The 24,761-nt window shown below is 64.5% G+C and carries 18 protein-coding genes; 12 read left to right on the forward strand and 6 right to left on the reverse strand.

All coding sequences use genetic code 11. The annotated features are described in order from the left end of the window. The first annotated feature begins 53 nt into the window (after window positions 1–53). From EP7_RS19250 to EP7_RS19265, 4 genes are all read left to right on the forward strand, one after another. Window positions 54–1,376 carry an excinuclease ABC subunit UvrC gene (locus EP7_RS19250; protein WP_463523662.1) on the forward strand — a complete coding sequence of 441 codons (1,323 nt, stop codon included), beginning with the start codon at window positions 54–56 and terminating at the stop codon, window positions 1,374–1,376. 87 nt (window positions 1,377–1,463) lie between these two features. Continuing rightward, on the forward strand, window positions 1,464–3,416 hold the full coding sequence (locus EP7_RS19255; protein WP_463523664.1) for an ABC-F family ATP-binding cassette domain-containing protein: 1,953 nt from the start codon (window positions 1,464–1,466) through the stop codon (window positions 3,414–3,416). A gap of 68 nt (window positions 3,417–3,484) precedes the next feature. Continuing rightward, window positions 3,485–4,345 (forward strand): metallophosphoesterase, encoded by an 861-nt coding sequence (locus tag EP7_RS19260; RefSeq protein WP_463523666.1) that lies wholly within the window; start codon window positions 3,485–3,487, stop codon window positions 4,343–4,345. A 120-nt stretch (window positions 4,346–4,465) separates the two neighbouring features. Next, window positions 4,466–4,801 carry a Dabb family protein gene (locus tag EP7_RS19265; RefSeq protein ID WP_463523668.1) on the forward strand — a complete coding sequence of 112 codons (336 nt, stop codon included), beginning with the start codon at window positions 4,466–4,468 and terminating at the stop codon, window positions 4,799–4,801. 54 nt (window positions 4,802–4,855) lie between these two features. Here EP7_RS19265 and EP7_RS19270 read toward each other — a convergent pair whose 3' ends face one another. The 3 genes from EP7_RS19270 to EP7_RS19280 form a co-directional block, all read right to left on the reverse strand. Next, window positions 4,856–6,316: a hypothetical protein gene (locus tag EP7_RS19270; protein ID WP_463523670.1), complete on the reverse strand. Its 1,461-nt coding sequence runs from the start codon at window positions 6,314–6,316 to the stop codon at window positions 4,856–4,858. Window positions 6,317–6,402: 86 nt separating this feature from the next. Beyond that, entirely contained in the window at window positions 6,403–6,963 is a 561-nt protein-coding gene (locus EP7_RS19275) for a YqgE/AlgH family protein (RefSeq protein WP_463523672.1), read from the reverse strand. A 116-nt stretch (window positions 6,964–7,079) separates the two neighbouring features. After that, window positions 7,080–7,931, reverse strand: a complete 852-nt coding sequence (locus tag EP7_RS19280; RefSeq protein WP_463523674.1) for a leucine-rich repeat domain-containing protein — start codon at window positions 7,929–7,931, stop codon at window positions 7,080–7,082. A gap of 254 nt (window positions 7,932–8,185) precedes the next feature. On the opposite strand from EP7_RS19280, the gene EP7_RS19285 reads away from it, so the two are divergent. From EP7_RS19285 to EP7_RS19300, 4 genes are all read left to right on the forward strand, one after another. Next, window positions 8,186–9,520, forward strand: a complete 1,335-nt coding sequence (locus tag EP7_RS19285; RefSeq protein ID WP_463523676.1) for a 3-keto-disaccharide hydrolase — start codon at window positions 8,186–8,188, stop codon at window positions 9,518–9,520. Between the two features lie 216 nt (window positions 9,521–9,736). Further along, window positions 9,737–12,508: a PSD1 and planctomycete cytochrome C domain-containing protein gene (locus EP7_RS19290; protein WP_463523678.1), complete on the forward strand. Its 2,772-nt coding sequence runs from the start codon at window positions 9,737–9,739 to the stop codon at window positions 12,506–12,508. Window positions 12,509–12,541: 33 nt separating this feature from the next. After that, window positions 12,542–13,954, forward strand: coding sequence for a DUF1501 domain-containing protein (locus tag EP7_RS19295; protein WP_463523679.1), 1,413 nt, complete (start codon window positions 12,542–12,544; stop codon window positions 13,952–13,954). Between the two features lie 37 nt (window positions 13,955–13,991). Then, the gene (locus EP7_RS19300) at window positions 13,992–14,408 is read left to right on the forward strand and encodes a carboxymuconolactone decarboxylase family protein (protein WP_463528438.1); all 417 of its coding nucleotides are present in this window, start codon (window positions 13,992–13,994) and stop codon (window positions 14,406–14,408) included. 16 nt (window positions 14,409–14,424) lie between these two features. On the opposite strand, the gene EP7_RS19305 is transcribed toward EP7_RS19300, so the two are convergent. Both EP7_RS19305 and EP7_RS19310 read right to left on the reverse strand, forming a co-directional pair. Beyond that, window positions 14,425–16,530 (reverse strand): S9 family peptidase, encoded by a 2,106-nt coding sequence (locus tag EP7_RS19305; protein ID WP_463523681.1) that lies wholly within the window; start codon window positions 16,528–16,530, stop codon window positions 14,425–14,427. Between the two features lie 60 nt (window positions 16,531–16,590). After that, on the reverse strand, window positions 16,591–17,010 hold the full coding sequence (locus tag EP7_RS19310; RefSeq protein ID WP_463523683.1) for a ferredoxin-thioredoxin reductase catalytic domain-containing protein: 420 nt from the start codon (window positions 17,008–17,010) through the stop codon (window positions 16,591–16,593). 199 nt (window positions 17,011–17,209) lie between these two features. Here EP7_RS19310 and EP7_RS19315 point away from each other — a divergent pair, with 199 nt between their 5' ends. The 4 genes from EP7_RS19315 to EP7_RS19330 all read left to right on the forward strand — a co-directional run bounded on the left by EP7_RS19315 (window position 17,210) and on the right by EP7_RS19330 (window position 23,843). Then, window positions 17,210–18,439, forward strand: coding sequence for a glycosyltransferase (locus EP7_RS19315; RefSeq protein WP_463523685.1), 1,230 nt, complete (start codon window positions 17,210–17,212; stop codon window positions 18,437–18,439). Window positions 18,440–18,576: 137 nt separating this feature from the next. Next, entirely contained in the window at window positions 18,577–19,941 is a 1,365-nt protein-coding gene (locus EP7_RS19320) for an MFS transporter (protein ID WP_463523687.1), read from the forward strand. An 87-nt stretch (window positions 19,942–20,028) separates the two neighbouring features. Next, window positions 20,029–21,324: a hypothetical protein gene (locus EP7_RS19325; RefSeq protein WP_463523689.1), complete on the forward strand. Its 1,296-nt coding sequence runs from the start codon at window positions 20,029–20,031 to the stop codon at window positions 21,322–21,324. Between the two features lie 95 nt (window positions 21,325–21,419). Then, the gene (locus EP7_RS19330) at window positions 21,420–23,843 is read left to right on the forward strand and encodes a hypothetical protein (protein WP_463523691.1); all 2,424 of its coding nucleotides are present in this window, start codon (window positions 21,420–21,422) and stop codon (window positions 23,841–23,843) included. Here the strand turns inward: EP7_RS19330 and lptB are convergent. Continuing rightward, a complete protein-coding gene (gene lptB, locus EP7_RS19335; RefSeq protein WP_463523693.1) occupies window positions 23,822–24,724 on the reverse strand; it encodes an LPS export ABC transporter ATP-binding protein in 903 nt (300 codons plus the stop codon). The two genes, EP7_RS19330 and lptB, sit on opposite strands and share 22 nt — an antisense overlap. Between the last annotated feature and the right edge of the window lie 37 nt (window positions 24,725–24,761).

Genomic DNA, 24,761 nt, shown 5'->3' on the forward strand with positions numbered 1-24,761 from the left:
CGACCGCGTCGCGCCAATCGGGGCGCGACGCCCAAGGATCGGGATCAACCACCATGGCCGACGTCCCCATCGAGGTCATCTTGCCGGGCGAGAAGGTCAGGACCTTCCCCACCGGCCCCGGCCTCTACCTGATGAAGGACGCCCAGGGACGGGTCGTTTACGTCGGCAAGGCCAAGAACCTCCGCGCCCGCGCCGGCTCCTACTTCCAGAAGACGGCCGCCGACGATGCTCGGATCCGTGACTGGATCGGCGAGGTCGTCGACATCGACTTCCTGCCCGCCGAGAGCGAAGTCGATGCCCTCCTGATGGAAGCGAGGCTGATCAAGGACATCCAGCCCCGGCACAATCAGGACTTGAAGGACGACAAGTCCTTCCCCTACCTGCAAATCACGATCGGCGAGGACTTCCCTAGGGTCAACTTCACCCGGACTCCGCTCGACCGCGGCGTGAAGCTCTATGGCCCTTTCCCTCGGGCCAAGAGCCTGCGAGGGGCCATCCAGGTCTTGCAGAAGGTCTTCAAGTTCCGGACCTGCGAGCTTGAGATTGCCGACGGTGACCCCCGTTGGCGCTGGTTCCGACCTTGCCTGCTCCATTCGATCGACCAGTGCACCGCCCCGTGCAACCTGCGGATCGACCGCGAGGCCTACCGCAAGGACATCCGCCGTCTCTGCCTCTTCCTCGACGGGCGTAAGGATGCGCTGCTCGCCGAGATGGAGGCCGACATGCGCGAGGCCAGCAAGAATCTCCAGTTCGAGAAGGCGGGACGGCTACGGGACGAGATCAAGGCCCTCGACTCGCTGAAGCTCCGCGGCGACCTCGACAAGCATGCCCAGCCCGAAGTTTTCTACGTGGATCCCAAGCGCGGCCTTCGCGGACTCCAGAAAGTGCTCCATCTGGAGAAAACGCCAAGGACCATCGACGGTGTGGATATCGCCCATCTCGGCGGCACCGAGACGGTCGGGTCGCTCGTCTCATTCATCGACGGGCTGCCGTTCAAGCCCGGCTATCGCCGGTACAAGATCCAGACGGTGAAGGGTGTCGACGACTTCGCCTCGATCCGCGAGGTGGTCAGCCGGCGGATCGTCAGCCTGCGTGAGAAGGATGAGCCATTCCCGGATATCTTCCTGATCGACGGCGGCAAGGGGCAGCTCAATGCCGCGCTGGCCGCGTTCGAGTCGGCCGGCGTGAAACCGCCGACGATCATCTCGCTGGCCAAGCGTGATGAGGAGATCTACATCCCCGGGCGGTCCGAGCCGATCGTCCTCCGTCGCCGCTCGTTCTCGCTCAGACTTCTGCAATACGTCCGCGACGAAGCCCACCGATTCGCGCAGCATTACCATCACATGCTCAGGAAGAAGCGGACCCTGGGAGAGTAACGTAGGGACGTCGGCACGAAAAATCGGCCGGCCGACGGCCTCAAGCGGTCCGAGATCGGCTAAGATGGACCGAGTCGAGTCGCCGGGTTGAGCGACCGCGAATCCTGCTCCTCCCCGGGTGATCGACGCGTCATGATCCTCGTCTCGGCCAAATCGCTCGGGCGCCAGTTCGCCGGCGACCCCATCTTCCAGGATCTCTCCTTCGACATCCGTGCCGGCGAGCGCATCGGCCTCGTCGGACCCAATGGCGCCGGCAAGACGACCCTGATGCGCCTCCTGGCGTCGCAGGATCAGGCCGACTACGGCCACATGCACGTCCGTCCCGGCGTGCGAATTAGTCTGCTGAAACAGCACCCCGAGATCGGTCCCGACGAGACCTTGATCGACGTCGCCCGCTCGGGCCTCGGCTCGCTGCTGGAACTCCAGGACTCCCTCGAGGAGGCGGCCCAAGAGATTGCCGACGCCGAGGACGACGGCGACCGCGACAGGGCCTCGCGCAAATACGAGGAACTGCGGGACCGCCTCGATCACCAGGATGCCTTCTCCGTCGACCACCGAGTCGAGGAGATCCTCGGCGGCCTTGGCTTCAGCACCGAAGACTTCACGCGCTCGGCCCGCACCTTCTCGGGGGGCCAGCAATCACGCATGATGCTGGCCAAGCTGCTGCTGGAAAGCCCCGACCTGATGCTGCTGGACGAGCCGTCGAACCACCTCGACATCGCCACGACTACATGGCTGGAGAGCTATCTCAGCCGGCAGACCGTCGGCATGGTCATCGTCAGCCACGACCGCTACTTCCTCGACAAGGTCGTCACCAAGATCTGGGAGCTGCACGAGGGGAAGATCGAGTCTTACCCCGGCAACTACACCAAATACTGGAAGTTGCGAACCGAGAAGGCCGAGGCCCTCCGCAAGCAGTACGAGAAGCAGCAAGAATATATCGCCGACCAGGAAGCCTACATTCGCAAGTATAAGGCGGGGAACAGGTCCACCCAGGCACATGACCGCGAGAAGAAGCTCGCCCGCATCGATCGGCTCGAATTGATGAGCGAGATCTCCGGCCCCGTCATGGGCTTCGGCGAGGTCGACCGCTCGGGCGACATCGTCATCGAGACTCGCCGCCTCAGCAAGGCGTTCAGCATGCCCCTGTTCACGGAGCTGAACGTCTCAATCCTACGCGGTCAGTGCATCGGCGTGATGGGGCCCAATGGCGCGGGCAAGACGACGCTCATCAAGACTCTCATCGGTCTGGAGAAGCCCGACTCGGGCGAGGTGAAGATCGGCCACAAGGTGCTCGTCGGCTATCACGACCAGGGACTCGCCTCACTCGCCCCCGAGACCTCCGTGCTGCGTGCCGTCTGGCCCGACGGCGAGACCGACCTCCTCCAGGAAGACCTCCGAGATATCCTGGCCCGGTTCGGACTCTCCGGCGACATCGTCTTCTCCAACGTCGGCAAGCTCTCAGGTGGCGAGAAGGCCAAGGCGGCCCTGGCACGGCTTGCGGCCACGTCCGCCAACCTCCTCGTGATGGACGAGCCGACGAATCACCTGGATATTTGGAGTTGCGAGGCCCTCGAGCGGTCGCTCCGCGAGTTCGAGGGGACGATCCTGGTCGTCAGCCACGATCGCTACTTCCTCAACCAGGTTGCCGATCGCATCATCGTCGTCGCCGACGGCAAGGCCCGCGTCGTCGAAGGCGACTACGAGTTCTATCAGCGACAAGCCGACGAGGCCCGCGCTGCTCAGGCCGCAAAGGCCAATGCTGCCGTCGCCGCGAAGCCGCAGCCTACCGGCTCGAAGGACGACGGCAAGACCGAACGCCGAAAGCGAAAGTATCCTTACCGCAAGGCCGCCGAGGTCGAGCGTGAGATCGGCCTGGAAGAGGCCAAGCTCGCCGCGGTCGAGGAGTCGCTCGGCCTGCCCGCCACCTATCGAGACCCCGTCAAGGTCCGCGACCTGCATCTCGCGCACGAAGAGCTCAAGAACGCGCTCGCCGCGCTCTATGAACACTGGGAAGAGGCGCTCGAGCTGAATTCGTAGGTCCAAGACCGACGATCGATCCGGTCCGATAGACACACTGGCTGAAGCGCCCTCCGCGGAACTCGACGATGCCCGATCCCCAGAAAGTGCTCGCCACGGTCCAGAAGGCCACCGTCCTCTTCCGCGGCACACCGGGGAGGACGGGCGCCACCGTCAGGCCCGTCGACGCCGAAGACGTCATGGTCGTCGGCGACCTGCACGGCAATACCCCGGCCTTCCGTGGCATCCTGGAGCGTGCGGCGCTCGACGCGAACCCGAAACGGCATCTGGTCCTGCAGGAACTGGTGCACGGGCCACGCCACTACACCGAGGATCGGGGAGACAAGTCGCACCAGCTCGTCGACATCATCGCCGCCCTGAAGTGCAAGTATCCCAATCGCTTGCATGTCATCATGGGAAACCATGAGCTGTCGGAGATCACCGGCCGGTCGATCGCCAAGGCTGGCGTCCCGCTCAATGGCCTCTTCCGCCAGGGAGTCGAGACCGCATACGGCGAGATGGCCGACCCGATCATGACGGCTTATCACGAACTCTTCCGCAGTTTTGCCCTAGCCGTCCGCCTGCCCAATCGGGTCATGCTCTGTCACACAATTCCCGACGGCTTCGACCTCGACCGGGTCGACCTTGCCGTCCTCGAATCCGACGATTTCACGCCCGAGCAGATGGCACGCGGCGGCACCGTCTATGCCCTGACCTGGGGCCGGGATACTCAGCCGGAGACCCTCGATCGGTTCGCCCAGATGGCCGACGTCGACCTCTTCATCACCGGCCACCAGCCTTGCGACGTCGGCTTCCGCCAGCCCAACGAGCGTCAGCTCATCATCGACGGCACCGACCCCTTCCCCACCTACTGCGTCTTCCCCGGCCAAACTGCCGTCTCGATCGGCGATCTGGTCAAGGGAGTCCGGGTGTTCTCCTACGACGAGTAGGACCGACGCCGCCCCTCTCCGGTCGAGCCTTGCCCAGCGGCCGTGGTCGCGTCATCATGTTGCCCCGACCTCCCGGCCGGACGGCCTTCCCGACTCACGCACCGACCCAGGATCCATCGCATGTCGACCGCCGATGAAACCTCCGCGAACCTGGCCCACATCGTCTACTTCACGCTGACCGACCGTTCAACCGAAGCCCGGGATGCGCTCATCGCGGCGTGCCGCGAACATCTCTCGGGACACGAGGGAGAGGTCTACTTCTCCGTCGGTCACCTGGCGGAGCAGTATCAACGCCCCGTGAATGACCGGGATTTCGACGTTGCGCTCCACGTCGTCTTCGACAGCGTCAAGGCCCACGACGCCTATCAGGTGGCGCCCCGCCACCTCAAGTTCATCGAGCAGAACAAGCCGACCTGGGCAAAGGTCCGCGTCTTCGACTCGATCATCGGCGCCTGACCGAGGACCGGCGTGCCATGCCGCGATCGGGCCGGGCATGGCACGCGTTCGTCCTTATTCCGCGGGCCAGAGGGAGTTGATCAGTGCGACGGTCCGATCGGCGAGCACTTGCCCCCCTTCGGGGCCAACGAGGTTGCTCTCGGCGATCGCGCTATAACCCCCGCCCTTGGCGGCGATCTCCGTGGGAAGGTAGCTGCCCGGGCCTGCAAGCTGGATGATGAACGTCTGAAGCGCCCGGCTGCGTGCCTTGATCTGGATTCCATACTGGGTGTAGAGCTCGAAGACGTTGGTGGCGATCACCACGTCGCCGAGGCGGATCGCGTGCAACTCCATCGAAAACGGCTGGACCGTCCCCGACTTCTGCCGTTCGAAGCGGTCGACGACCCCCTGATGCCAGCGGATGGAGGTCCGGTTGGCCGGGTCCTTGGAAAGGTCCTCGACCTTCGCCTTCGCCGCGGCGGCTTCGGCCTCGGTGACCGTTCTGACGGGTAGTTCGACCGTCTCGACCTTGTGGATCAAGGTGGGGTTGCTCACCTGCTCCTGGCGTGCCCCTTCGTAGGCCTCATCCCAGGCCCCGACGATCCGTTTGGCGATCTCATCAAGCCGGCTCAGCTTGCGGAGCGCCCTCATCCGCTCCTCGGCCTTCTTGCGATACATCAGGTGAGGGGACTGGTCCCCGGCCGCTCCCGTCCAGCCGAGGACGAGCAGGTCATCTCCGTGGCGAGCCCGCAAGGCCTGCCGCACTTCGTGCCAGAAGTCGGCGTTGACCGAGCTTTCTCCTTCAACTTCCTGCGACGGGCAGGCGACGTTGATCGCCGTCGCGATGAGCTTACCGGCGGCGTCCCAGAAGAACAGGACCTCGACTCCTTGGTCCTCGGGCCCTTCGATGCCGCGGAAATCGGGGGCATTCGTCGCGCCGTACATCACCGATCGCCCATCGGCATAGACTGCCCTTCGGTTCTGGGCGACGACGGCGTGCCCCAGGCCCCAGCCGACCTTGCCGGGCTTTCGCGATTGCCAGGCCTTCACCGCGGCATCGGCGACCTGCCCCGCCAAGAAGGTGGAATACGCGTCGGGCTGCATGATGCCGTCCTTGGGGATCTCGTAGCTCCCCTCCTCCATGACGGGCGCCGTATGCGTATGAGTCGCGCTCAACACCAGCTTGCGAGCATCGAAGTCGGGTAGACGGCCACGGACGAGTTCGCGGACCTTGGTGAGCACTGCGGCATCGATGACGACGAGATCGCACGAGACGAGGATCGTTTGATCGAGGACTTTGGATCCTTCCTTGGACTCCAACGCCAGGGCCGTCGCGGTGACGGGGCTCTTGACGTCGCGAGCGATCCGAGTCCGCATCTGCCCCGCCAGCGCGACCGGGCCTTCCGGCGTGATGCTGGAGGTCGCACCTCCGACTGAGAGATCGGCGGCCCGGCCGGGGGCGACCCAGGTCACTGCGGTGACGGCGACGATCCCGAAGATCGTGGATCGGAGCACGTTCGGATTCGTCGTGACCATCGGATACTCTTCTGTTCGAGTGACACGAATCATCAGTCGGGCCTGATTTCTGGCCTCGAAGCGTCTCGATCGGGGCCAGGGCACCGCTAATTCCTGGACGGGTCGCCGGGGAGTCGACCGACGCCCAGCAGGTCGTTCAGCTTGGTCGAGCTGATCTGGCGGATCATTTCATCCCAGAAATCATGATCTTCGGCCCAGAAGACGAGCCCGGGCGTGGCCTGGTGCACAAGCCACGAGCCTTCCAGCATTTCGGCCTCGAGCTGACCCCCGGACCATCCCGCATAGTTGGCGATGATGAGCGAGGGCTCCCGTTTCTCCTGCAAGATTTCCATGATCAGGTCGGTGTCGGCCGTGCTCGACACGCCCGCGATGATCTCGCGATCCGGGTCGCCATCGCCGCCGAAGAGCACCAGGAGCGGACCGGGAACGGGCCCGCCCATGTGGAGGAACTTCTCCCACTCCAGGTCTTCGGACAGGAATTCGCGGGCGAAATTGCCAACGCTGATCTCGGTGGGCCGATTCAGGATGACGCCGGCGGCCCCGGCGTCGTTGTGCTCCAGCATGAGGAGCACGGTCCTGGAAAAATTCCCCTCGGTCAGCGTCGGACTCGCCACGAGGAGGTGTCCCTTCAGCGAACTTCCTTCCATCGCCGTCTCCTCGATCGAGCCCCGGCCTGAGTTTCGCCGTCTCGTAGCAGGCCATCAAACGCGCCAGGACATCCGATCCGAGGCCGAAACCTCGGCGATTCCACCGACGAAGAACATCACTTCGCGTCGTTCTCGAGGATTTTCACGCCGGCCGACTTCAGCGCCGTGATCTGCTCGCCGGCGGCGGCCTCGGTCAGAGGGTTGCCGGTGAGGTACAGCCTGAGGAAGGGCGAGAACCGCTTCGGGCCCTCTGCATCGGCCTTCGCCGCCTTCACCCAGGCCGAAAGGTCGACGATGGCGTTCCGCTCCAGGAGCACGAGATTCAGGTCGCTCAGTGCCGCCAGCGGGGTGACGTCGACGACCTTGTTGTCGTTCAGGTCGAGGGTCGAGAGTCGTTTCAGGTTCGCCAGTGGGGTGATGTCCTCGACCAGGTTCTTGTTGGCATAGAACGAGGCCAGACCCTTGAGCTGGCCGACCGGTCCGAGATCCTTGATCTGATTCTTGCTGATGTTGAGCGCGGACAACTTGGCTAATTTCTCAAGCCCGGCGATCTCGACCACCTTGTTGTCGGACAGGTCGAGATATTGGAGCTGGGCCAGCCCGGAGAGGGCTTTGACGTCCTCGATCTGATTGCCGGAGAGGTCGAGCGACTGGAGGTGCGACAAATCCTTGAGGGGGCCGACGTTGACGATCTTGTTCTTCGAGAGCCTGAGGAGCGCGAGGTTCGTACATGCCTCCAGGCCGCTCAGGTCGGCGATCTCCTTCTCGGGGGCCTCGAGGATGTAGACATTCTTGAGCTTCTCGTCGGTCAGCTCTGCCTTCTCGTCCAGGCGGAGGACCTGACGGACCGCGGCCTCGAGCTTCTTATCCGCGAAGCCGGCGGCCTGCGCGGCGTCCGCGGACGACGCGATCAGGGCACAGGACGAGAGGAGCAGCAGGGCCGCGAGTTCGGGCCGTTTCTTCGACATGAATAGGCTCGCGCAGGTGGCCAGGGATGGACCGGGGCCCGACGGCCGCCATCTCGGCGGGTTCGCCGGTGACGAAGCCACGTTGTCGACCTTCGGAGAAGCCAGGTCAAGACCCTCGCGACCCAACGACCTGGCGCCGGGCAGAAGTCTCGCGCGACCGAATCGGCTCATGGCCCTCGCCTGGCGTCATCCACGCGTTACAATCGGGCTTCCTTGAGGTCGGAGCCCACCCCGTAACTCGCCTGGAATCACCCATGCCCCAACGATCAATGCTGTCTGCGGCCGCCGCCTTGTTCCTTTTCGTCGGGCTAACGTCTCTGGTGGCGTCGGCCCAGGAGGGCAATAAGCCCCCGAAGGGATTTGTCGCCATCTTCAACGGCAAAGATCTGGCCGGCTGGACCGCCTTGCCCCATTTCGACCCACGCAAGCTCGCCGAGATGACCCCGGAAGCCCGGCAGAAGAAGAGCGCCGAGGACTTCGCCGACGCCAAGAAGCACTGGACCGTCGTCGACGGCGACCTCGTCAATGACGGCCATGGCGCCTACCTGACGACGGAGAAAGAATACGGCGACATCGAGTTGCTGATCGACTACAAGACCGTCGCCCAGGCGGACAGCGGGATCTACCTGAGGGGCACCCCCCAGGTCCAGATCTGGGACACCACCGAGGCGGGCGGCAAGTGGAAGCTTGGCGCCGACAAAGGCTCGGGTGCCCTCTGGAACAACAGCCCCGGAGCCCCCGGCAAGGATCCGCTGGTCCTGGCCGACAAGCCCTTCGGCGAGTGGAACCGCCTGCGAATCGTCCAGGTCGGCGCCCGGACCAGCGTGCACCTCAACGGCAAGCTCGTCGTTGACCATGCCATCATGGAGAACTTCTGGGATCGCGAGTCGCCCCTGTTCGCCAAGGGCGTGATCCAGCTCCAGACGCACGGGGGCGAGATCCGCTGGAAGAATGTCTTCCTCCGCGAGATCCCCGCCGACGAGGCCAACGCCTATCTCGCCTCCAAGAACGACGACTCCTTCAAGCCCCTCTTCGATGGGAAGACCCTCGAAGGCTGGGCCGGTGCCGTCGCGAATTACGAGGTGAAGGACGGAGCGATCATCTGCAAGCCGGGCACCGGCGGGGTTCTCTATTCCGGCAAGCCGCTCGGCGACTTCGTCGCGCGGGTCGAGTACAAGCTCCCCCCCGGCGGCAATAACGGCCTCGCCATCCGCTACCCGGGCGAGGGCGCGAGCGACCCCGCCTACGCCGGGATGACCGAGATCCAGGTCCTGGACGACACTTCGTCGAAGTACGACAAGATCGACCCGCGTCAGCGCAATGGCTCGTCCTACGGCATGGTCGCCTCCAAGACCGGCTACCTCAGGCCCGTCGGCGAGTGGAACTTCGAGGAGGTCACCGTGAAAGGCTCGAAGATTCGCGTCGAACTGAACGGCAGCGTGATCCTCGACGCCGACCTCTCCAAGGTCCATGAATTCATGGCCAACAGCCCCCACCCTGGCAAGGATCGGACCAGTGGCTTCTTCGGTTTCGCCGGCCATGGCGACGCCGTGCAGTTCCGCGAGATCAAGGTCAAGCCCCTCGACTGAACCTCGGCTCGCTCATCCGATTGGCCCGTGCCGAGGAGACTTCTCGCCTCGGCACGGGTTCCTTCGGACGAGTGTCTTCGTTCTAAATTGCACGAGGTGAGTTGATACGGTAAGATTTGTCTGTTCAACGCTCGATCAATCTCCCGGATCGACTGCACTCCGCCCAACCCTCTCGCCCCGCCCGCCCCTCCAGACCCGCTCGTGGAGGCCTGCCGCATGCCGCGTCTAACGCCTTACGCAATCCTCGCGTCGTCGATGCTGCTCGCCTCGCCGATGGCAAGAGCCGCGGAACCGGTGAAGCCGTCCGCAGACGACGCGGCTCGCATCGAATTCTTCGAAACCTCGGTCCGGCCCGTCCTGGTCGCCCGCTGCCAGGCGTGCCACGACTCCAAGAAGGCCAAGGCAGGCCTGAGGGTCGATGGCCGCGAGTTTTTGATGCGAGGCGGCGAGTCGGGCCCGGCCATGGAGCCGGGCAAGCCCGATGTCAGCCGGATCATCGAGGCGATCCGCTATGCCGGCGACCTCCAGATGCCTCCCAAGGCGAAGCTCAAGGATTCCGAGATCGAGTCGCTGACGCGCTGGGTCCGCGACGGCGCCGTCTGGCCCGAGAATCTCTCCGAGATTCGCCCCCCTGCGTCGGAATCGGTCGCGACCAAGCCCACGATCTCGGACGACGATCGGGCGTTCTGGTCCTTCCAGCCCGTCCGCGACACGCCGCCGCCACTCGTCAAAGATGCCGACTGGGCCAGGACGTCGGTCGACTACTATGTCCTGAGTGAACTGGAAGCCAAGGGCCTGAAGCCTGTCCCGTCGGCCGGCCGACGCGAGCTGATCCGTCGTGCGAGCTTCGACCTCACGGGCCTCCCGCCTCGCCCCGAGGATGTCGACGCGTTCGTCGCCGACGAGTCGCCTGATGCCTTCCGGAAGGTCGTCGATCGCCTGCTGGCCAGTCCCCACTACGGCGAGCGCTGGGGCCGGCATTGGCTCGACGTCGCACGCTACGGCGAAGATCAGGCACACACCTTCGAGGCCCGAGTCTACCCGCAGGGGTTCCGCTATCGTGACTGGGTCGTCAAGGCCCTGAATGATGACAAGCCCTACGACCGGTTCCTCGTCGAGCAGATCGCCGGCGACCTGGTGGAAGGGCCAGATCGGCTCGAACGGCTCAAGGCCCTCGGCTTCTTCGCCCTCGGACCTGTCTATTACGGGGCTGCGGTCTTCGACGAGATCGACGACCGAGTCGACACCCTCGCCCGCGGCGTGCTCGGTCTGACCGTCGCCTGTGCTCGCTGCCACGACCACAAGTTCGATCCGATCCCGACGGCCGATTACTACGCCCTCGCCGGTATCTTCGCCAGCACACAGTACAAAGAGCAGCCCCTTGCCCCGCCCGAGACCGTCGCCGTCTATGACGCCGCGTCGGCCCGCCTCGAAGACGCGAAGAAGGCCATCAAGTCCTTCCGATCCGAGCAGGGCAAACTCCTTTCGAGGGCTGCCCTGGCGGATATCTCGCGCTACGTCACCGGAGCCTGGATCGTCGGCAATCGACGCAAAGGCGGCGTCGAGGCCAAGACAGCAGAGTACGCCAAGGCTGAACACCTGAATGTGGCGATCCTCGATCGCTGGATCAAGCTTCTCGACCCCGAGTCCGAGGCACCCGCGCCCGAACTGGCTCGACTTCGCAAGGTCATCAAGGACCTGGATCCCGCCCGCGACCTCTCTGCGGACCGAGCGGCGCTCGACGCAGTGAAAGTCGCGGCGAATGCGTTGCAAGCCTACGTGCAGACGTCGGCCGAACTCGACGAGGCATTGCAAAAGCACCGCGCGGCCTCTCTCGAGAATCAGACCGAGCTCCCCGCCGAGGCCCTGAAGCCGATTTCCGAGGCTTCGGTCAAACTCCTCGCAAGCTACCTGGGCGACCAGGGGATCCTGAACCTACCGAAAGATCAGATCGAAGACAGTCTCCCCGGGCCCGCGAAGCAATCGCTTGCGGCCTTGAAGGCGAAGGTCGACGAGTTGACGAAGCAACTCCCCCCGAAGTACGACGTCGTCCACTCGCTGGCCGAGGGCCCGAATCCGGCCCATATGAAGGTTCATCTCCGGGGGAACCCACAGAACCTGGGGGCCGAGGCGCCCCGCCACTTCCTGTCCGTCCTGGCCGCCGGCGAGCCTTCCACCTACGCTGAGGGGAGTGGCCGGCTGCAACTGGCGAATGCGATCGCCAGCCCCGAAAATCCGCTCACGGCCAGGGTCTTCGTCAACCGGGTCTGGGCCCAGCACTTCGGCAAAGGGTTGGTCGGGACCCCCTCGAATTTTGGCAAGCTCGGCGAGCGGCCCAGCCACCCCGCTCTGCTCGATCACCTCGCGGCGACCTTCGTGAACGGCGGCTGGTCGATCAAGTCGCTGCATCGGGAGATCATGCTCTCGGCGACGTATCAGCTCGCCGCCGTCGACTTGCCGGCCAATGCCGAGGTGGACCCCGAAAATCGGCTCCTCTGGCGGGCCAATCGCCGTCGGCTCGAGATCGAGCCGTGGCGTGACTCGCTCCTCGCCGTGACCGGGGAACTGGATGGTCGCCTGGGCGGCCCTTCCTCCAAGCTGACCGATGCCGCCAATGTCCGCCGCACCTTCTACGCGTCGGTGAGCCGCCATAATCTCGACCGGCTGCTCAGGCTGTTCGACTTCCCCGACCCTAATGCCACGTCGGAGCAGCGTTCCATCACCTCGGTCCCGGTCCAGGAGTTGTTCGTCCTGAACAGCCCGTTCATGGAAGACCGATCCAAGGCCCTGGTGGCGAGGTTGCAAGCCGCCGACGCCAAGGATGACTCGGGACGAGTACGGATCGCTTATCGGCTCCTTTACGGCCGCGACGCGACCGAGGCGGAGGTGAGGGTTGCCACGGCCTTCCTGTCGTCCGACGCCAAGGGTCGCTGGCCGCAGCTGGCGCAGGTGCTCCTGGCCAGCAATGAGTTCCTCTTCGTCGATTGAATCCAGCCGCGAACTCGAGGGGAGGAGACGACGATGAACGGATCGAATTTCAGCCGGCGAGACTTGCTCAGGCGCATCGGCGGAGGCTTCGGGGCCGTGGGACTGGCCGGCATGCTGGCATCGGAGGCGACGCGCGACGCCCGCGCCGATGTCGCATCTCCCGTTAGCCCGGAAAACCCGCTGGCCCCGCGGATTGCCCACTATCCAGCCCGTGCCAAGCGGGTCATCTTCCTGTTCATGAACGGCGGCCCGTCCCACGTCGACACGTTCGATCCCAAGCCCGCCCTTTCGAAACGCGACGGCGGAGCCCCTCCCGAGAAGATTTACACCGGCCGCAAGACGGGCGGCCGGCTGATGGGCTCGCCGTTCAAGTTCAGCAAGCACGGCCGCGCCGGGATCGACATCAGCGAGCTCTACCCGCACGTCGCCACCTGCGCCGATGACCTCTGCGTCATCCGGTCGATGCAGACCGACGTGCCCAATCACGAGCCCGCCCTGCTGATGATGAACTCAGGCATCATCCAGCCCACGCGCCCGAGCATGGGCAGCTGGTTGACGTATGGCCTGGGCAGCGAGAACCAGAATCTCCCAGGCTTCGTCGTCCTCTGCCCCGGCAAGCCGGTCGTCGGCCCGCAGCTCTGGAGCAACAGTTTCCTGCCGGGCATCTATCAGGGGACACACATCGATAACAAGTCGATGGATCCCAAGAAGATCATCGCCCATCTCTCGAATCGGGGCCTCGACCGTCCGGCCCAGCGCACGCAGCTGGATCTGCTCAAGACGATGAACGAGACCCACCTCGCCGCACGAGGGGGCCACGACGCCCGACTCGAAGCCCGGATCCAGTCGCTCGAGATGGCCTATCGCATGCAGTTCGAGGCCCAGGACGCGTTCGACATCAGCCAGGAGTCGACCCTCACCCGCGAGGCCTACGGCAAGGGCGAGTTCGCCGATGCCTGCCTCATCGCGCGTCGCCTCTCCGAGCGAGGGGTCCGCATGATCCAGGTCTACTATGGTGACGGCCAGCCCTGGGACGACCACGCCGACATCCTCAACCACCGCGACCACGCCGCCAAGTCCGACCGGCCCATCGCGGCTCTACTCAAGGACCTTAAGGCCCGCGGCATGCTCGACGACACCCTCGTCGTCTGGGGCGGCGAGTTCGGCCGCACCCCGACCAGCGAAGGGTCGAAGGGCCGCGATCACCACAGCCTGGGCTTCTCGATGTGGCTTGCCGGCGGCGGGACCAAGGGCGGACATATCCACGGAGCCACCGACGAGCTCGGCTTCGTCGCGGTCGAGGACAAGATCCACGTCCACGACCTCCACGCCACAATCCTGTACCTGATGGGCATCGACCACACCAAGCTGACCTATCGCTACAGCGGCAGGGACTTCCGCCTCACCGACGTTCACGGCGAGATTGCCACCGGCTTGCTCGCCTGACCTCCGACCCTGAGACGATCCGATGTCAGACCGACCCGTGGCCACCGTCAATCCCGTCGACGAGGCCGCCGCCAGCCCGCGTGTCGCCGCGATCTATGAAGACATCAAGGCGACCAAGAAGATCGACTTCGTCCCCAACATCTGGCGCGTGCTGGCGACCAGCCCCGACCTCCTCGAATCGACCTGGACCCGCCTGAAGTCGACGATGCACCCGGAGGCCACGGGCAAGGTCACACGTCTCGATCCCTTGACGCGTGAGATCATCGCCCTGGCCGTCTCCGCGACTAACGGGTGCGCCTACTGCATCAACTCGCACACCGCGGCCGTGCGCAAGCTCGGCCTTGATGCCGAGGGGTTGGGCGAGGTCATGGCCGTCGTCGCCATGTTCAATACGACCAACGCCCTGGCTGAAGGGTATCAGATCGAGCCAGACATCTTCCCGCCGCGCGACTGAGCCCGTTTACAACCGTTCAACGCCGGGGGGCGATGATGAGGTGTTCGATGAAGAACTCCATCATTCGTCCGCCCGAGAGAGCCGTGTGCCCCTGGTCGGGGCCGATCTGGACCTCGTAACTCTTGCCAGCCTGGTTCAGGGCCCGGATCATCTGGAGTGCGTTGGAGGGGTGGACGTTGTCGTCGGCGGTGCCGAAGTAGATCATCAAGTCCCCCTTCACCTTCTCGGCCTGCTTCACAGCCGAGCCCCCGTCGTACGCGGCCGCGTCCTCCTGAGGAGTCCTCAGGTAGCGCTCCGTGTAGATCGTGTCGTAGTTGCGGAAGTCGGTCACGGCCGACATCGCGCATCCGGCGCGGAACACGTCAGGGTGACGGATCAGGCCCATCAAGGTCGCGTAGCCGCCGTATGATGTCCCGAAGATCCCCACCCGGTCCTTGTCCACATAGGACCTTAACCAGAGCGACTTGACCCCCGCGGCCTGATCGTCGACCTCGACCGTCCCCAGCTTCCGGTAGATCGCGTCGAGGAACTTCTTCCCGCGGCCCGCGGCGCTCCGGGAGTCGAACGAGGCGACCAGAAAGCCATATTCGGTCATTGCGCTGGGCGTTGAGAATGTCTCCCTCGCTCCATTCGTCGCGGGGCCTGCATAGACGTTCACGAGCAGTGGATAGCGGCGGCTCGGGTCGAACCCTGACGGGAAGTGCAGCATTCCGTACAGGTCCGTCTCGCCGTCGGCGGCCTTGAACTTCAGGAGTTCGACCTTCTTCAACCCCAATGTTTCGAACGTCGATGCGTCGCTCTCCGCCAGAGTCTCCAGCACCTTTCCCTCGGCGTCGATCAGCCTTGTCGTGGGGGGCGTGTCATGGGACTGAGAGACGTCCAGGAAGTGGCGGCCGTCGGGGGCGAGGTCGACCTCGTGATGCCACCTCGGGTCGGTCAGCCGGACGTCGCCTCCTCCATCCAGCATGGCGCGGTGGAGTTGGAGCTTGAGCGGGTTGTCTCCGCTGCGGGCCAGGTAATGCACGAGGCCGGCCTTCTCGTCGACGCGCTCGATCGAGGCGACCTCGAACTCATGGTCCGTCACCACCGCGATCAGCGTCCCGGCGAGATCATATCGGTAGATATTCCGATATCCATTCCTCTCGGAGATCCAGAGGAACTCCTTGCCCCCATCGAGGAACCGGAGCGGAGGGGAATTCTCAACCCAGCTCGCTGGCCACTCCTCGCGGACGATGACGCGGACGGCCCCCGTCTTCGGGTTCGCCGCGGCGAATTCGAGGATGTTCTGATGCCGATTCGTCCGGTTGAAGAGCAGCTCCTTACCGTCCGGCGACCAGGCCACCCGGTAGACGTAGTGTCCCATCACGTCGTCGCCGAATGGCTTGCCGCCTCGCACGTCCATGGTCGAGGTGGTCTTCGTCTCGGTGTCGTAAACAAGCAGGTCGGCCACCGGGTTGGGCGAGCCCGCCTTGGGATAGGGCTCGGCACCTACGCGGCTCTGGAGGTCGAGCTGGTCCAGGCCAAGGTAATAGTCGACGACCTTGCCCTCGTCGAACCGATAGAAGGCGATTTTCTTACTGTCGGGCGACCACCAGATGGCCCGGTTCTGCTCCAGCTCCTCGCCGTAGACCCAGCTCGCGGTTCCGTTCTTGATCCGCTTCGATTCGCTCCCGTCGGCGGTGATCCGCGTCTCGATCACCCCCTTGGGGTCGCTCAGCCAGAGGTCCCTGGCCCGGTGGAACGCCTTCAGCGTGCCATCGGGAGACATCTCCGCCTCCACTTGCCGGCCGCGGCCAGGGGCGCCGTGGAACCGATTCGCGGGCTCTGACTTGGACTCGCCGAACGCGTCGATCTCCGCTGACTTGCGTGTCTCCAGGTCCAGCCGCCGGATCTTCCCCGCCTTGCGAAACTCGAGCGACTTCCCGCCGTCGGCCCATCGGGTCGTCAGGGTCCCCGGCTTCACCGACCCCGGGATCTTCTTGCTCATTTCCGAGTAACGCTCATACCCAGGCATCGCTTTGATGCGATCCTGAGCGTTCGCGTGACCCGCCGCAAACGCGGCCGCGAGGATGGATGCGATGAGCGTGACGACCCGAGGGCGGCGAGACTGGGGCGAATGCATCGGACGCGAATCCTCGATTTGGAAGACGTCGATCTTCAGGGGCTGGCCCGGCGATGACGCTCAGTCGTCCTGGGCCGTCGCCTTGCCCGCGGGGCCGGTACGCAAGCCTTCTCGCCCCTTCTCCGGGGTCGGGTCCTCGACGTCGCCCCATGACTGCCGGCCCTCGTGGTCCTCGGGCAGGTGCTCCGTGATGGGCAGGCCGTCGGGCCGGACGAAGAGGAGGCAGTGGCAATATTTGTAGTTCTTCATGTCCTCGCAGGCGCAGATCCAGGTCCGCTTCTTGATTTCGGCCTGCTTGTCCGCGTAGAACCGGCAGGGACAGAGGGGCCGGCCAATCTCGTCCTGGTTGCGGGCCAGGCCGAGGATGACCCCTTCGGTGATGTCCGGCTGCGGGTGGAAGGCGGTCCCGCTCTTTTCCGCATATTTGGCCGCGAACTTCCACATCCGGTCGAGATTCTTGGCGGACGGGTCCGGAGGCATGGGTCGTCGATTCTCCGGCTAGCGGATTCCGGGGAGAGGATTTTTGAAGGCGTGAGTTTACAGGAACTCCCCCTTCATTGACAAATCTGGACAGTCGGGCCTAAGCTCGCCGACCGCATTCGGGGCGGGGGCAGATCGCGCCCACCTCAAGTTGTGGGCCTCAACGGTGGGATGAGCTCGAGGCATCCCGGAGTCTGCAATGGCCAAGCCGCGATCGGGGGACGACGGCGCGAAAGGAACGAGCAGGGCGATCGCGGCCGGAGATCGGGCCGCTCTCCGCAACGATCCGACCTCTCGACGCGCGTTGGTCGTCGCCGACGCCAACTGGTTCACCACCGAGAATCTCTTCGGCGAGATACCCGAGGGCCTCGCATCGACGCTCCTGCTCAAGTGCATGGATTACAACAATGCGCTCCGACGCGGGATTCCACCGTGGTCGTGGGGCGGGACGCTGGAACGCAAGAATCAAGGGCAATGGGAGCGGGACCTCATCCTCCCCAGCGGCTGGATGAAACGCTTCCCCAGGCTGGGAATGAGGCCGATTGCCCGGGCCGTTCGAAAATGGCGCAGCGAGCATGCGGCGGGCGGTCGCCTGAGCCTGGTCTTCACCTATCCGCATTACTTGTACTTGCGCGACATGATCTCGCCCGATGACCACGTCTACTACAACGTGGACGATTATTCGCTCTACTGGCCCAGGGCGGCCGACGAGGTCCGTGCGTTGGAACTTCGGGCGGTCCGCGAGTCGACGCTCACCGTCTGCGTCTCGGCCCTCCGCGCCGACGAACTGCGGGCCGCCGTCCCGGCCGCGGCGCACAAGGTCCATCACCTTCCTCACGGGGCACCGAGGGGCTCGATTGACGACAGGGCCTGGCCCACGCCGGCCGAGGCCCCGGCTGACCTGACCCACCTGCCCCGACCTTATCTCGGCTACGTCGGCACGATGGAGGACCGGGTCGACTGGAGCCTCGTTGAGACGCTCGCCCGCTCGATGCCCGCCGCCTCGATCATTCTTATCGGTCGGCTCAGCCCCGACGAGCCCGAGGGGCGTCAGACGTGCCTCTCGCTGCCTAATGTCCACCATCTGGGCTGGCGGCCTCAGGTTTCGATCCATGCCTATAACCGGGCTTTTGACGTCTGCTTGATCCCGTACCTCGCCGATCACCCGTTCAACCGTGCCTGCTGCCCCACCAAGATCATGGATTACATGGGGAGCAGCCGCCCGATCGTGTCAACCGCCCTGCCCGAGTGTCTGCTTTACTCCCACCTTTTCGCAGTCGCCGCGACCACTCCCGCGTTCCTCGAAGCAGTCCGGTCGATCGTCGACGCGGGCTCAGATGACGGCCTTGCTCAGGCACGCCACGCCTGGGCCGTCGAGCACACCTGCGGTTCCGTCGTCCGGCGGCTCCTTTCGTGGCTGCCGGAATAACCGCCGAATCCCGGCCGAATTTCCCGGGCTCGAACTTCCAAGTGCTGGCTTGGCATGAACTTCGTCGTTAGATTTGTGCCGATCCCGGGGCGCCGATCCCCGTCCCCGCCCCAACGTCACGTCCGGAGAGATTGGCCATGACCCTGGGCCTTCGCGTCCGCCTGTCGATCATGATGTTCCTCCAGTACTTCATCTGGGGGATCTGGCTGCCCAACGTCGCGCAGCACCTCGGCGATAATGGAATCAAGCTGGCGCCGGTCGCGATCGGCTGGATCTTCACCGTCTACGGCTTCGGCGCCATCATCGGCCCGTTCGTCGTCGGTCAGCTTGCGGACCGCTACTTCTCCACCGAGAAGATCATGTTCTTCTGCCATTTCATCGGCGGATTTTTACTGATCGCATCGGCGTACGTCACCACGTTCTGGCCGCTTTTCGGCCTCCTCTTCCTCTACTGCAACCTCTACATGCCCACAATGGGCCTGTCCAACTCGATCACGTTTCGCAGCCTGGGCGAGGGGAATCAGCAATTCTTCCCGGGCATCAGGCTGTGGGGGACGATCGGCTGGATCATCGCCGGCCTGATGTTCGCCGCCTATCTGGATTACAACAACCTCGGCTTCTATAAGATGTTCGCCGACCTGCTCGGCATGACCGGCCCCTTCGAGAGCTTCCTGGGCTGGTGGAGGACGGCCGTCGTCCCGTCTCTGAAGCAACTGCACGCGATCTCGATCGTCGGCGAGCCGAATTTCAGGGACTGCCTGCGCGTCGCCGGCCTGATTTCGATCCTGTACGGGTTCTATTGCTTGCTGCTCCCGCACACCCCGCCCGTGCCCGCCAAGGACACCGATCCGATCGACAAGAAGTCGGCGGTGCTCGAGAGCCTGGAACTGATGCGCTTCCCCTCGTTCGCGGTGCTCGTCATCGTCACGGGGCTCGTCGGCATCATGCTGGCGTTCTACTTCGCCTGCGAGAGCTACTTCCTGGAGTCGGTCGGCATCGACCCCAAGAACATCGCCGCGTTCATGACCATCGGCCAGATCGCCGAGTTGGTCGTCATGGCCTTCGTGCCGATGGCCGTGGCCAAGTTGGGCGTCAAGAATACGATGCTCCTGGGTGCCGGGGCGTGGGCATTGCGTTTTGGCCTTTCCGCGTACGGCCGGCCGCAGTGGCTCATGATCGTGACCATTGCCCTCCACGGTTTCGCCTTCGGTTTCTTCTTCGTCGTCGCCCAGATGTACGTGGACAAGGCCGCGAGCAAAGACATCAAGGCCACAGCGCAGAATCTGCTCGTCTTCGTGATCTATGGCATGGGAACCATCGTCGGTAGCGTGATCACCGGCTGGATCCGCGACGCCAACACCGTCGCCGGCGTCGAGAACTGGAGGGGCATCTGGATGGGCCCATTCCTGCTCACGCTGGTCTGCATGGTCATCTTCGCCGTCGGCTTCCGCGAGACGTCGATCTCCAAGGAGAAGGTTGCTGCCGAACTTTTGGACGCTTGATCGACCTGGGCACGTCTTTGCCCCGACCGTCCACTTCTGGCGGTCGGGGCGAAGGCGGCACGTTTCTCGAGGTGGAGAGCCGGACCGATGCCAGACATTCACCTCGCCCGGTTTCAGGTCGACGCGACCCCGCCGATCGGGCACCCGCTCTGCGGCGGCTGGATCAAGCCGGTCGTCGGCGTTGACGACCCGCTCTGGCTGCGTGGGATCGTCTTGCAAGGGGCGGGGGATCCCATCGTCCTGGCGTCCCTCGACTGGACCGGCCTGATGAACGAGTCGCACCGCCTCTGGGTGGAGACTCTGGCCAAGGCTGCACACACCAGCCCCGATCGCGTCGCTCTGCATTGCGTCCACCAGCACAACGCCCCGTTCGTCGACCGCGACGGAAATGCCTTGCTGAAGAAGGCAGGGGCGACTCAGCTCATCTCCGATGATGGGTTCGTCGAGGCCCTGATGGAGCGTTCAGCCGCGTCGGTCCGGGATTCGATCGTCGGCTCCAAGCCGATCGACCGGGTTCGAGTCGGCCATGCCGAGGTCAAGCAGGTGGCCTGCAACAGGCGGGTCATCGGCCAGGACGGCAAGATCAGGTTCACCCGCACGAGCTCGACGACGGACCCCGCCGCACGAGCCGAGCCCGAGGGAGTGATCGACCCGATCTTACGATCGATCAGCTTCGGAAGTGGTGACCGGACCCTCGCCCGGCTCTACTACTACACAACCCACCCGATGAGCTACTACGGCGACGGGCGGGTCACGTCCGACTTCGTCGGCCTCGCCCGCGCGCGCCGAGACGCCGACGAGCCCGAGACCCAGCACCTTTACTTCACCGGCTCCGCCGGCAACGTCACGGCGGGCAAGTACAACGACGGTTCGAAGCCGATGCGCGCGATCCTCACCGATCGAGTCCACGCCGCCATGGTCGCCGCCGACGCGGGCTCTCAGTCTCACCCACTCGAGAAGATGAGCTGGACTACGTCTCCGGTTGATTTCACGTCTCGCGAAGACCTCGACCTCGATGCCCTGAAGGCAATCGTCGCCAATTCGTCTAAATCGGTCGTCGATCGGAACCGTTCGGCCATGACGTGCGGATGGCTCATGAGGGCCGCAACCAAACGCCCGATCCTCCTATCCAGGCTCGATCTCGGTTCGGCAAATCTACTCCATCTGCCGGCCGAGACGTTCGTGGAATATCAGCTCGCGGCCCAGGCAGCATTCGGTGCAACCCCCCTGGCTGTTGCCGCTTATGGCGATGGTGGACCATGGTATATCCCCCTCAGGAAGTCGTATGGCGAGGGGGGATATGAGCCGTCGGTCTCGTTCGTCAGCCCGAGCACCGAGCCTGAGTACCGTAAGTTGATCTGGGAACTGCTCAAGCGGCAGTAATCCGCCGCAAAGGAGGGCAGGATTCGACCGGCGCGCTAGAATGGAGGCGACAGGCCGGTCCCTTCCTTTGTCTTGCTTGAGGAGGTCGTCGAGCGATGCCGCTTCTTCGAGTGCACGCGCTCCTCGCTGCCCTGGCCTTGGTCCCTCTCATTGGCAGTCCGTCGCCCGCTGACGAGGTGGACCGGCACGTCTCGAACCTGCGCCAGCAATTCGAAGACTCGGTCGTCCCGGTCGCCCAGCGCGAGCGGATCGCGCTCGAGGCGGCTGCCACGCTCGACCGGGCGGCCCATGCGGCTCCGACGGCCGAAGCATCTCGCGCCCGTTGGGGCCAGGCTGTCGCGTTGCTCGACGACTTCGGCAAGACGCACCCCGATCAGCCGCGTCGTCGAGAGTTCGAGTTCCAGGCGGCCGTCTACCTCTGGGCCAATGCCCGAAGTCTCATCGAGCAGGCAGAAACTGCGTCGGATGCCAAGCCTCTCCGGGGGCAGGCCATCGAGTTCCTCGATGAAGCGATCGGTCGGCTGAAGCGGATCGAAGGGTCGCATTACGTTGCGGCCGAGGTCCTCGACCAGAACATCCGCTTCCGCCTGGCTCAGGCGTTGATCGACCGAGTTGACCTGACTCCCGAAGACATCGAGGCCCGCAATCGCTCGGAAAAGCTCGGGTTGTCGCTCCTCGAACTCCCGATCACCGAGCCCGGACTTCGAGGATATGCCCTGCTCCTCAAGTCGGAACTGCTAACCAGGATGGGTGCCCAGCGAGACCCGGGGACGGGGGCTCTGACAGATGAGGCCGATCGGAAGGCCAACCTCGACCGGGCCGACCAGGCGATCGAGGCTGCCGCACGTAACGCCCCCCCACCCCCAGCCTTCGCCCTCCTGGAAGCTCGCGTGGCGGTCGTCGTGGCCCGCCGCAGCTTTCCCGAGGCAATCCAGCTGATTGATGCCGCCAAGGGAGACGAGCTCGCCCGGGTCGCGTTGGCCGTTCGCGTCCGTCTCGCTCAGCGGGCGACGCTGAACGAGGACGATTCGACTCGGCCGACCCTCGATACCGAGATCCTCGGTCGGCTACTGAAGGTTGAAAAACGAAACGAACCCGAGATCATCCGGGCTCGTTTGGCAGTCGGTCGCTCGATCCGAACGCTGGCACCGACTTCAGAACCGCGAGAGTTCGGCCTGCTGGCCGCATGTCGGCTGGCAGCGGGCGATCCCAAAGGGGCCGCCGAGATCGCCGAGCAAGGGGCTGAACGTGCCGTCGTCCTGGGCCGCAAGCCCGAGGCGACGTCGTTGCGAATGAGGGCGGGAGCGATCCTGTTCCAGGCCGCACTCTATTCAGCCGTTGAAGGACCCTTGACCCGGGTCATAGACGACCCCGATGCTGGTCCATCTCGACCCAAAGCGAGCATGATCCGGGCGATGGCCCGAGGTCGAGGGCTTGCTGCCGGTCAGGCTGGCTCCACGGCTGCCTCCTACCAGAAGGCCCTGGAAGACCATCTCAAGGCCTATCCCGACGACCCGACGGCGGGAGAAGCAGCCTGGCTGCTGGCCCGCGTCTGCCGAGTCGATGGCCGGACCAAAGATGCCGTCAAACTCCTCGGGGCGGTCCCGAAATCGCACCCTCGCTGGCTCGATGCTCGCCGATCCATGGCCGAGATTGACCAGCAGGCCCTGGAATCGGCCAGTCAGACCGGCGATCGTACCCAGGTCCGCGCCGATGCCGAGGCCGCCCGGGTCCGGATTGCCGACAATCTGTCCGTCGCGAAGACGGATGCTGAGAGGACGTCGATCGAGCTCGACCGTGTACGCCTCGAACTGATCCCGGACGTCGGAAGCTCCGAAGTCGCCCGGGACATCTGCGATCGGCTCCTCAAGGCCTCGGTAACGCCGGAGTTACGAGACTCGGTCCGCCGGCTGCGGATCGTCGCGCTGGCCAAGCTCAACCGGATGATCGAGGCCGAGCAGGAGACGCGTGACCTGGTCACCCGCTCCTCCGCCGCAGACCTCCTCCGTATCGCCCGTCTCCTCGATCAGAATGCCGTGGCTTCCGATAGCGAGGTCGTCCGCCGTCGCTTCGGGATGCTCATGAGCCTGATGACCGACAAGGTGGTCCGCGATCTGGAGACGCTTTCGGCCGACCTGAAAGTCGAGGCCAATCTCCGCAATGCCCGCGCCTTGCTATTGAGCGGGAACATTCAGGTCGCTCGAAGGGCACTGGCCACCGTCGCGACGTCGTCGTCACTGAGCGATGACCAGCTCAAGGATCTGGCCGATTCTTACGACCGACTCGATGCCCAAGGGCTCGTCGTCGAGGTCCAGCGTCTTCGAGGGCGCAAGCAGGAGACGGGATCTCCAGCATGGTTCGACGCCCGATATGGCCAGGCTTTGGCCTATTACCGGGCGGGCCAGGCTGAGGAGGCTCGCCAGCTTATTGATGGCACGGCGATCCTCCACCCGGAGCTCGGCGGCGGCGAGATCCGGGCCAAGTTCGATCGGCTCCGTCAGCGATTGGGCAAGGACTGAGACGGCTCGTCGTCGAGATGATCGATCAGGACGTCGCCCCCGACTCCGGCAGGCGACTCGGAGGAGCCGGATCCATCGATCGCTCGGCCGTCCCCGGCGGGACCTTCGACCCCGTGGCGGTGCCTTCGGTCGAGTAGATGGCCCGCGTCGAACCGCTCGCCGATGTAAACCCGCCTTACCTCGGGGTTGTTCAGGATCGAGTCTCGATCTCCCTCGGCGATGACCTTCCCCGCGGCGATCAAATAATTGCGGTCGGTCACATCCAGCGTTTCGCGGACGTTGTGGTCAGTCAGCAAGATCCCCAGATTCTGCCGCTCGGCCAGCGCCCTGATCTCGACCTGGATCTCTCCGACCGTCTTCGGGTCGATGCCCGCGAACGGCTCGTCCAGCATGATCAGCTTGGGATGCGTGATCAGGGAGCGGGCGATTTCCAGCCGGCGCCGCTCGCCGCCCGAGACTCGATTGGCCTTGGTGTAGCGAATCTTGGTCAGGCCGAAGAGTTCGAGCAGCTCATCCTGGCGGATCTTGCGCTCGCGGCGATTGACCCCTGGCAGGGTTTCCAGGATCGCCATCAAGTTATTCTCGACGGTCAGCTGCTTGAAGACGCTGGATTCCTGAGCCAGATAGCCCATTCCGGCGCGAGCCCGCAGGTACATCGCTTGGCGAGTGACGTCTTGACCGTCGAAAATGACCGAGCCGGCGTCGGCGTCGACCAGACCGATGGTCATCCGGAAGCTGGTGGTCTTGCCGGCGCCGTTAGGGCCAAGCAGGCCGACAACCTCGCCGGGATGGACCTCGAAGTTCACTCCGTCGACCACCTTGCGGCGGCTCCGGCGCCATCCGTACGACTTTTCCAGGCCTCGAACGTCGAGCAGGGCCATCGGCCGATCCTCCTTGATCTGCCTCGTCGCGATCGCG

The sequence above is a fragment of the Isosphaeraceae bacterium EP7 genome (assembly GCA_038400315.1).
Taxonomy (GTDB): Bacteria; Planctomycetota; Planctomycetia; order Isosphaerales; family Isosphaeraceae; genus EP7.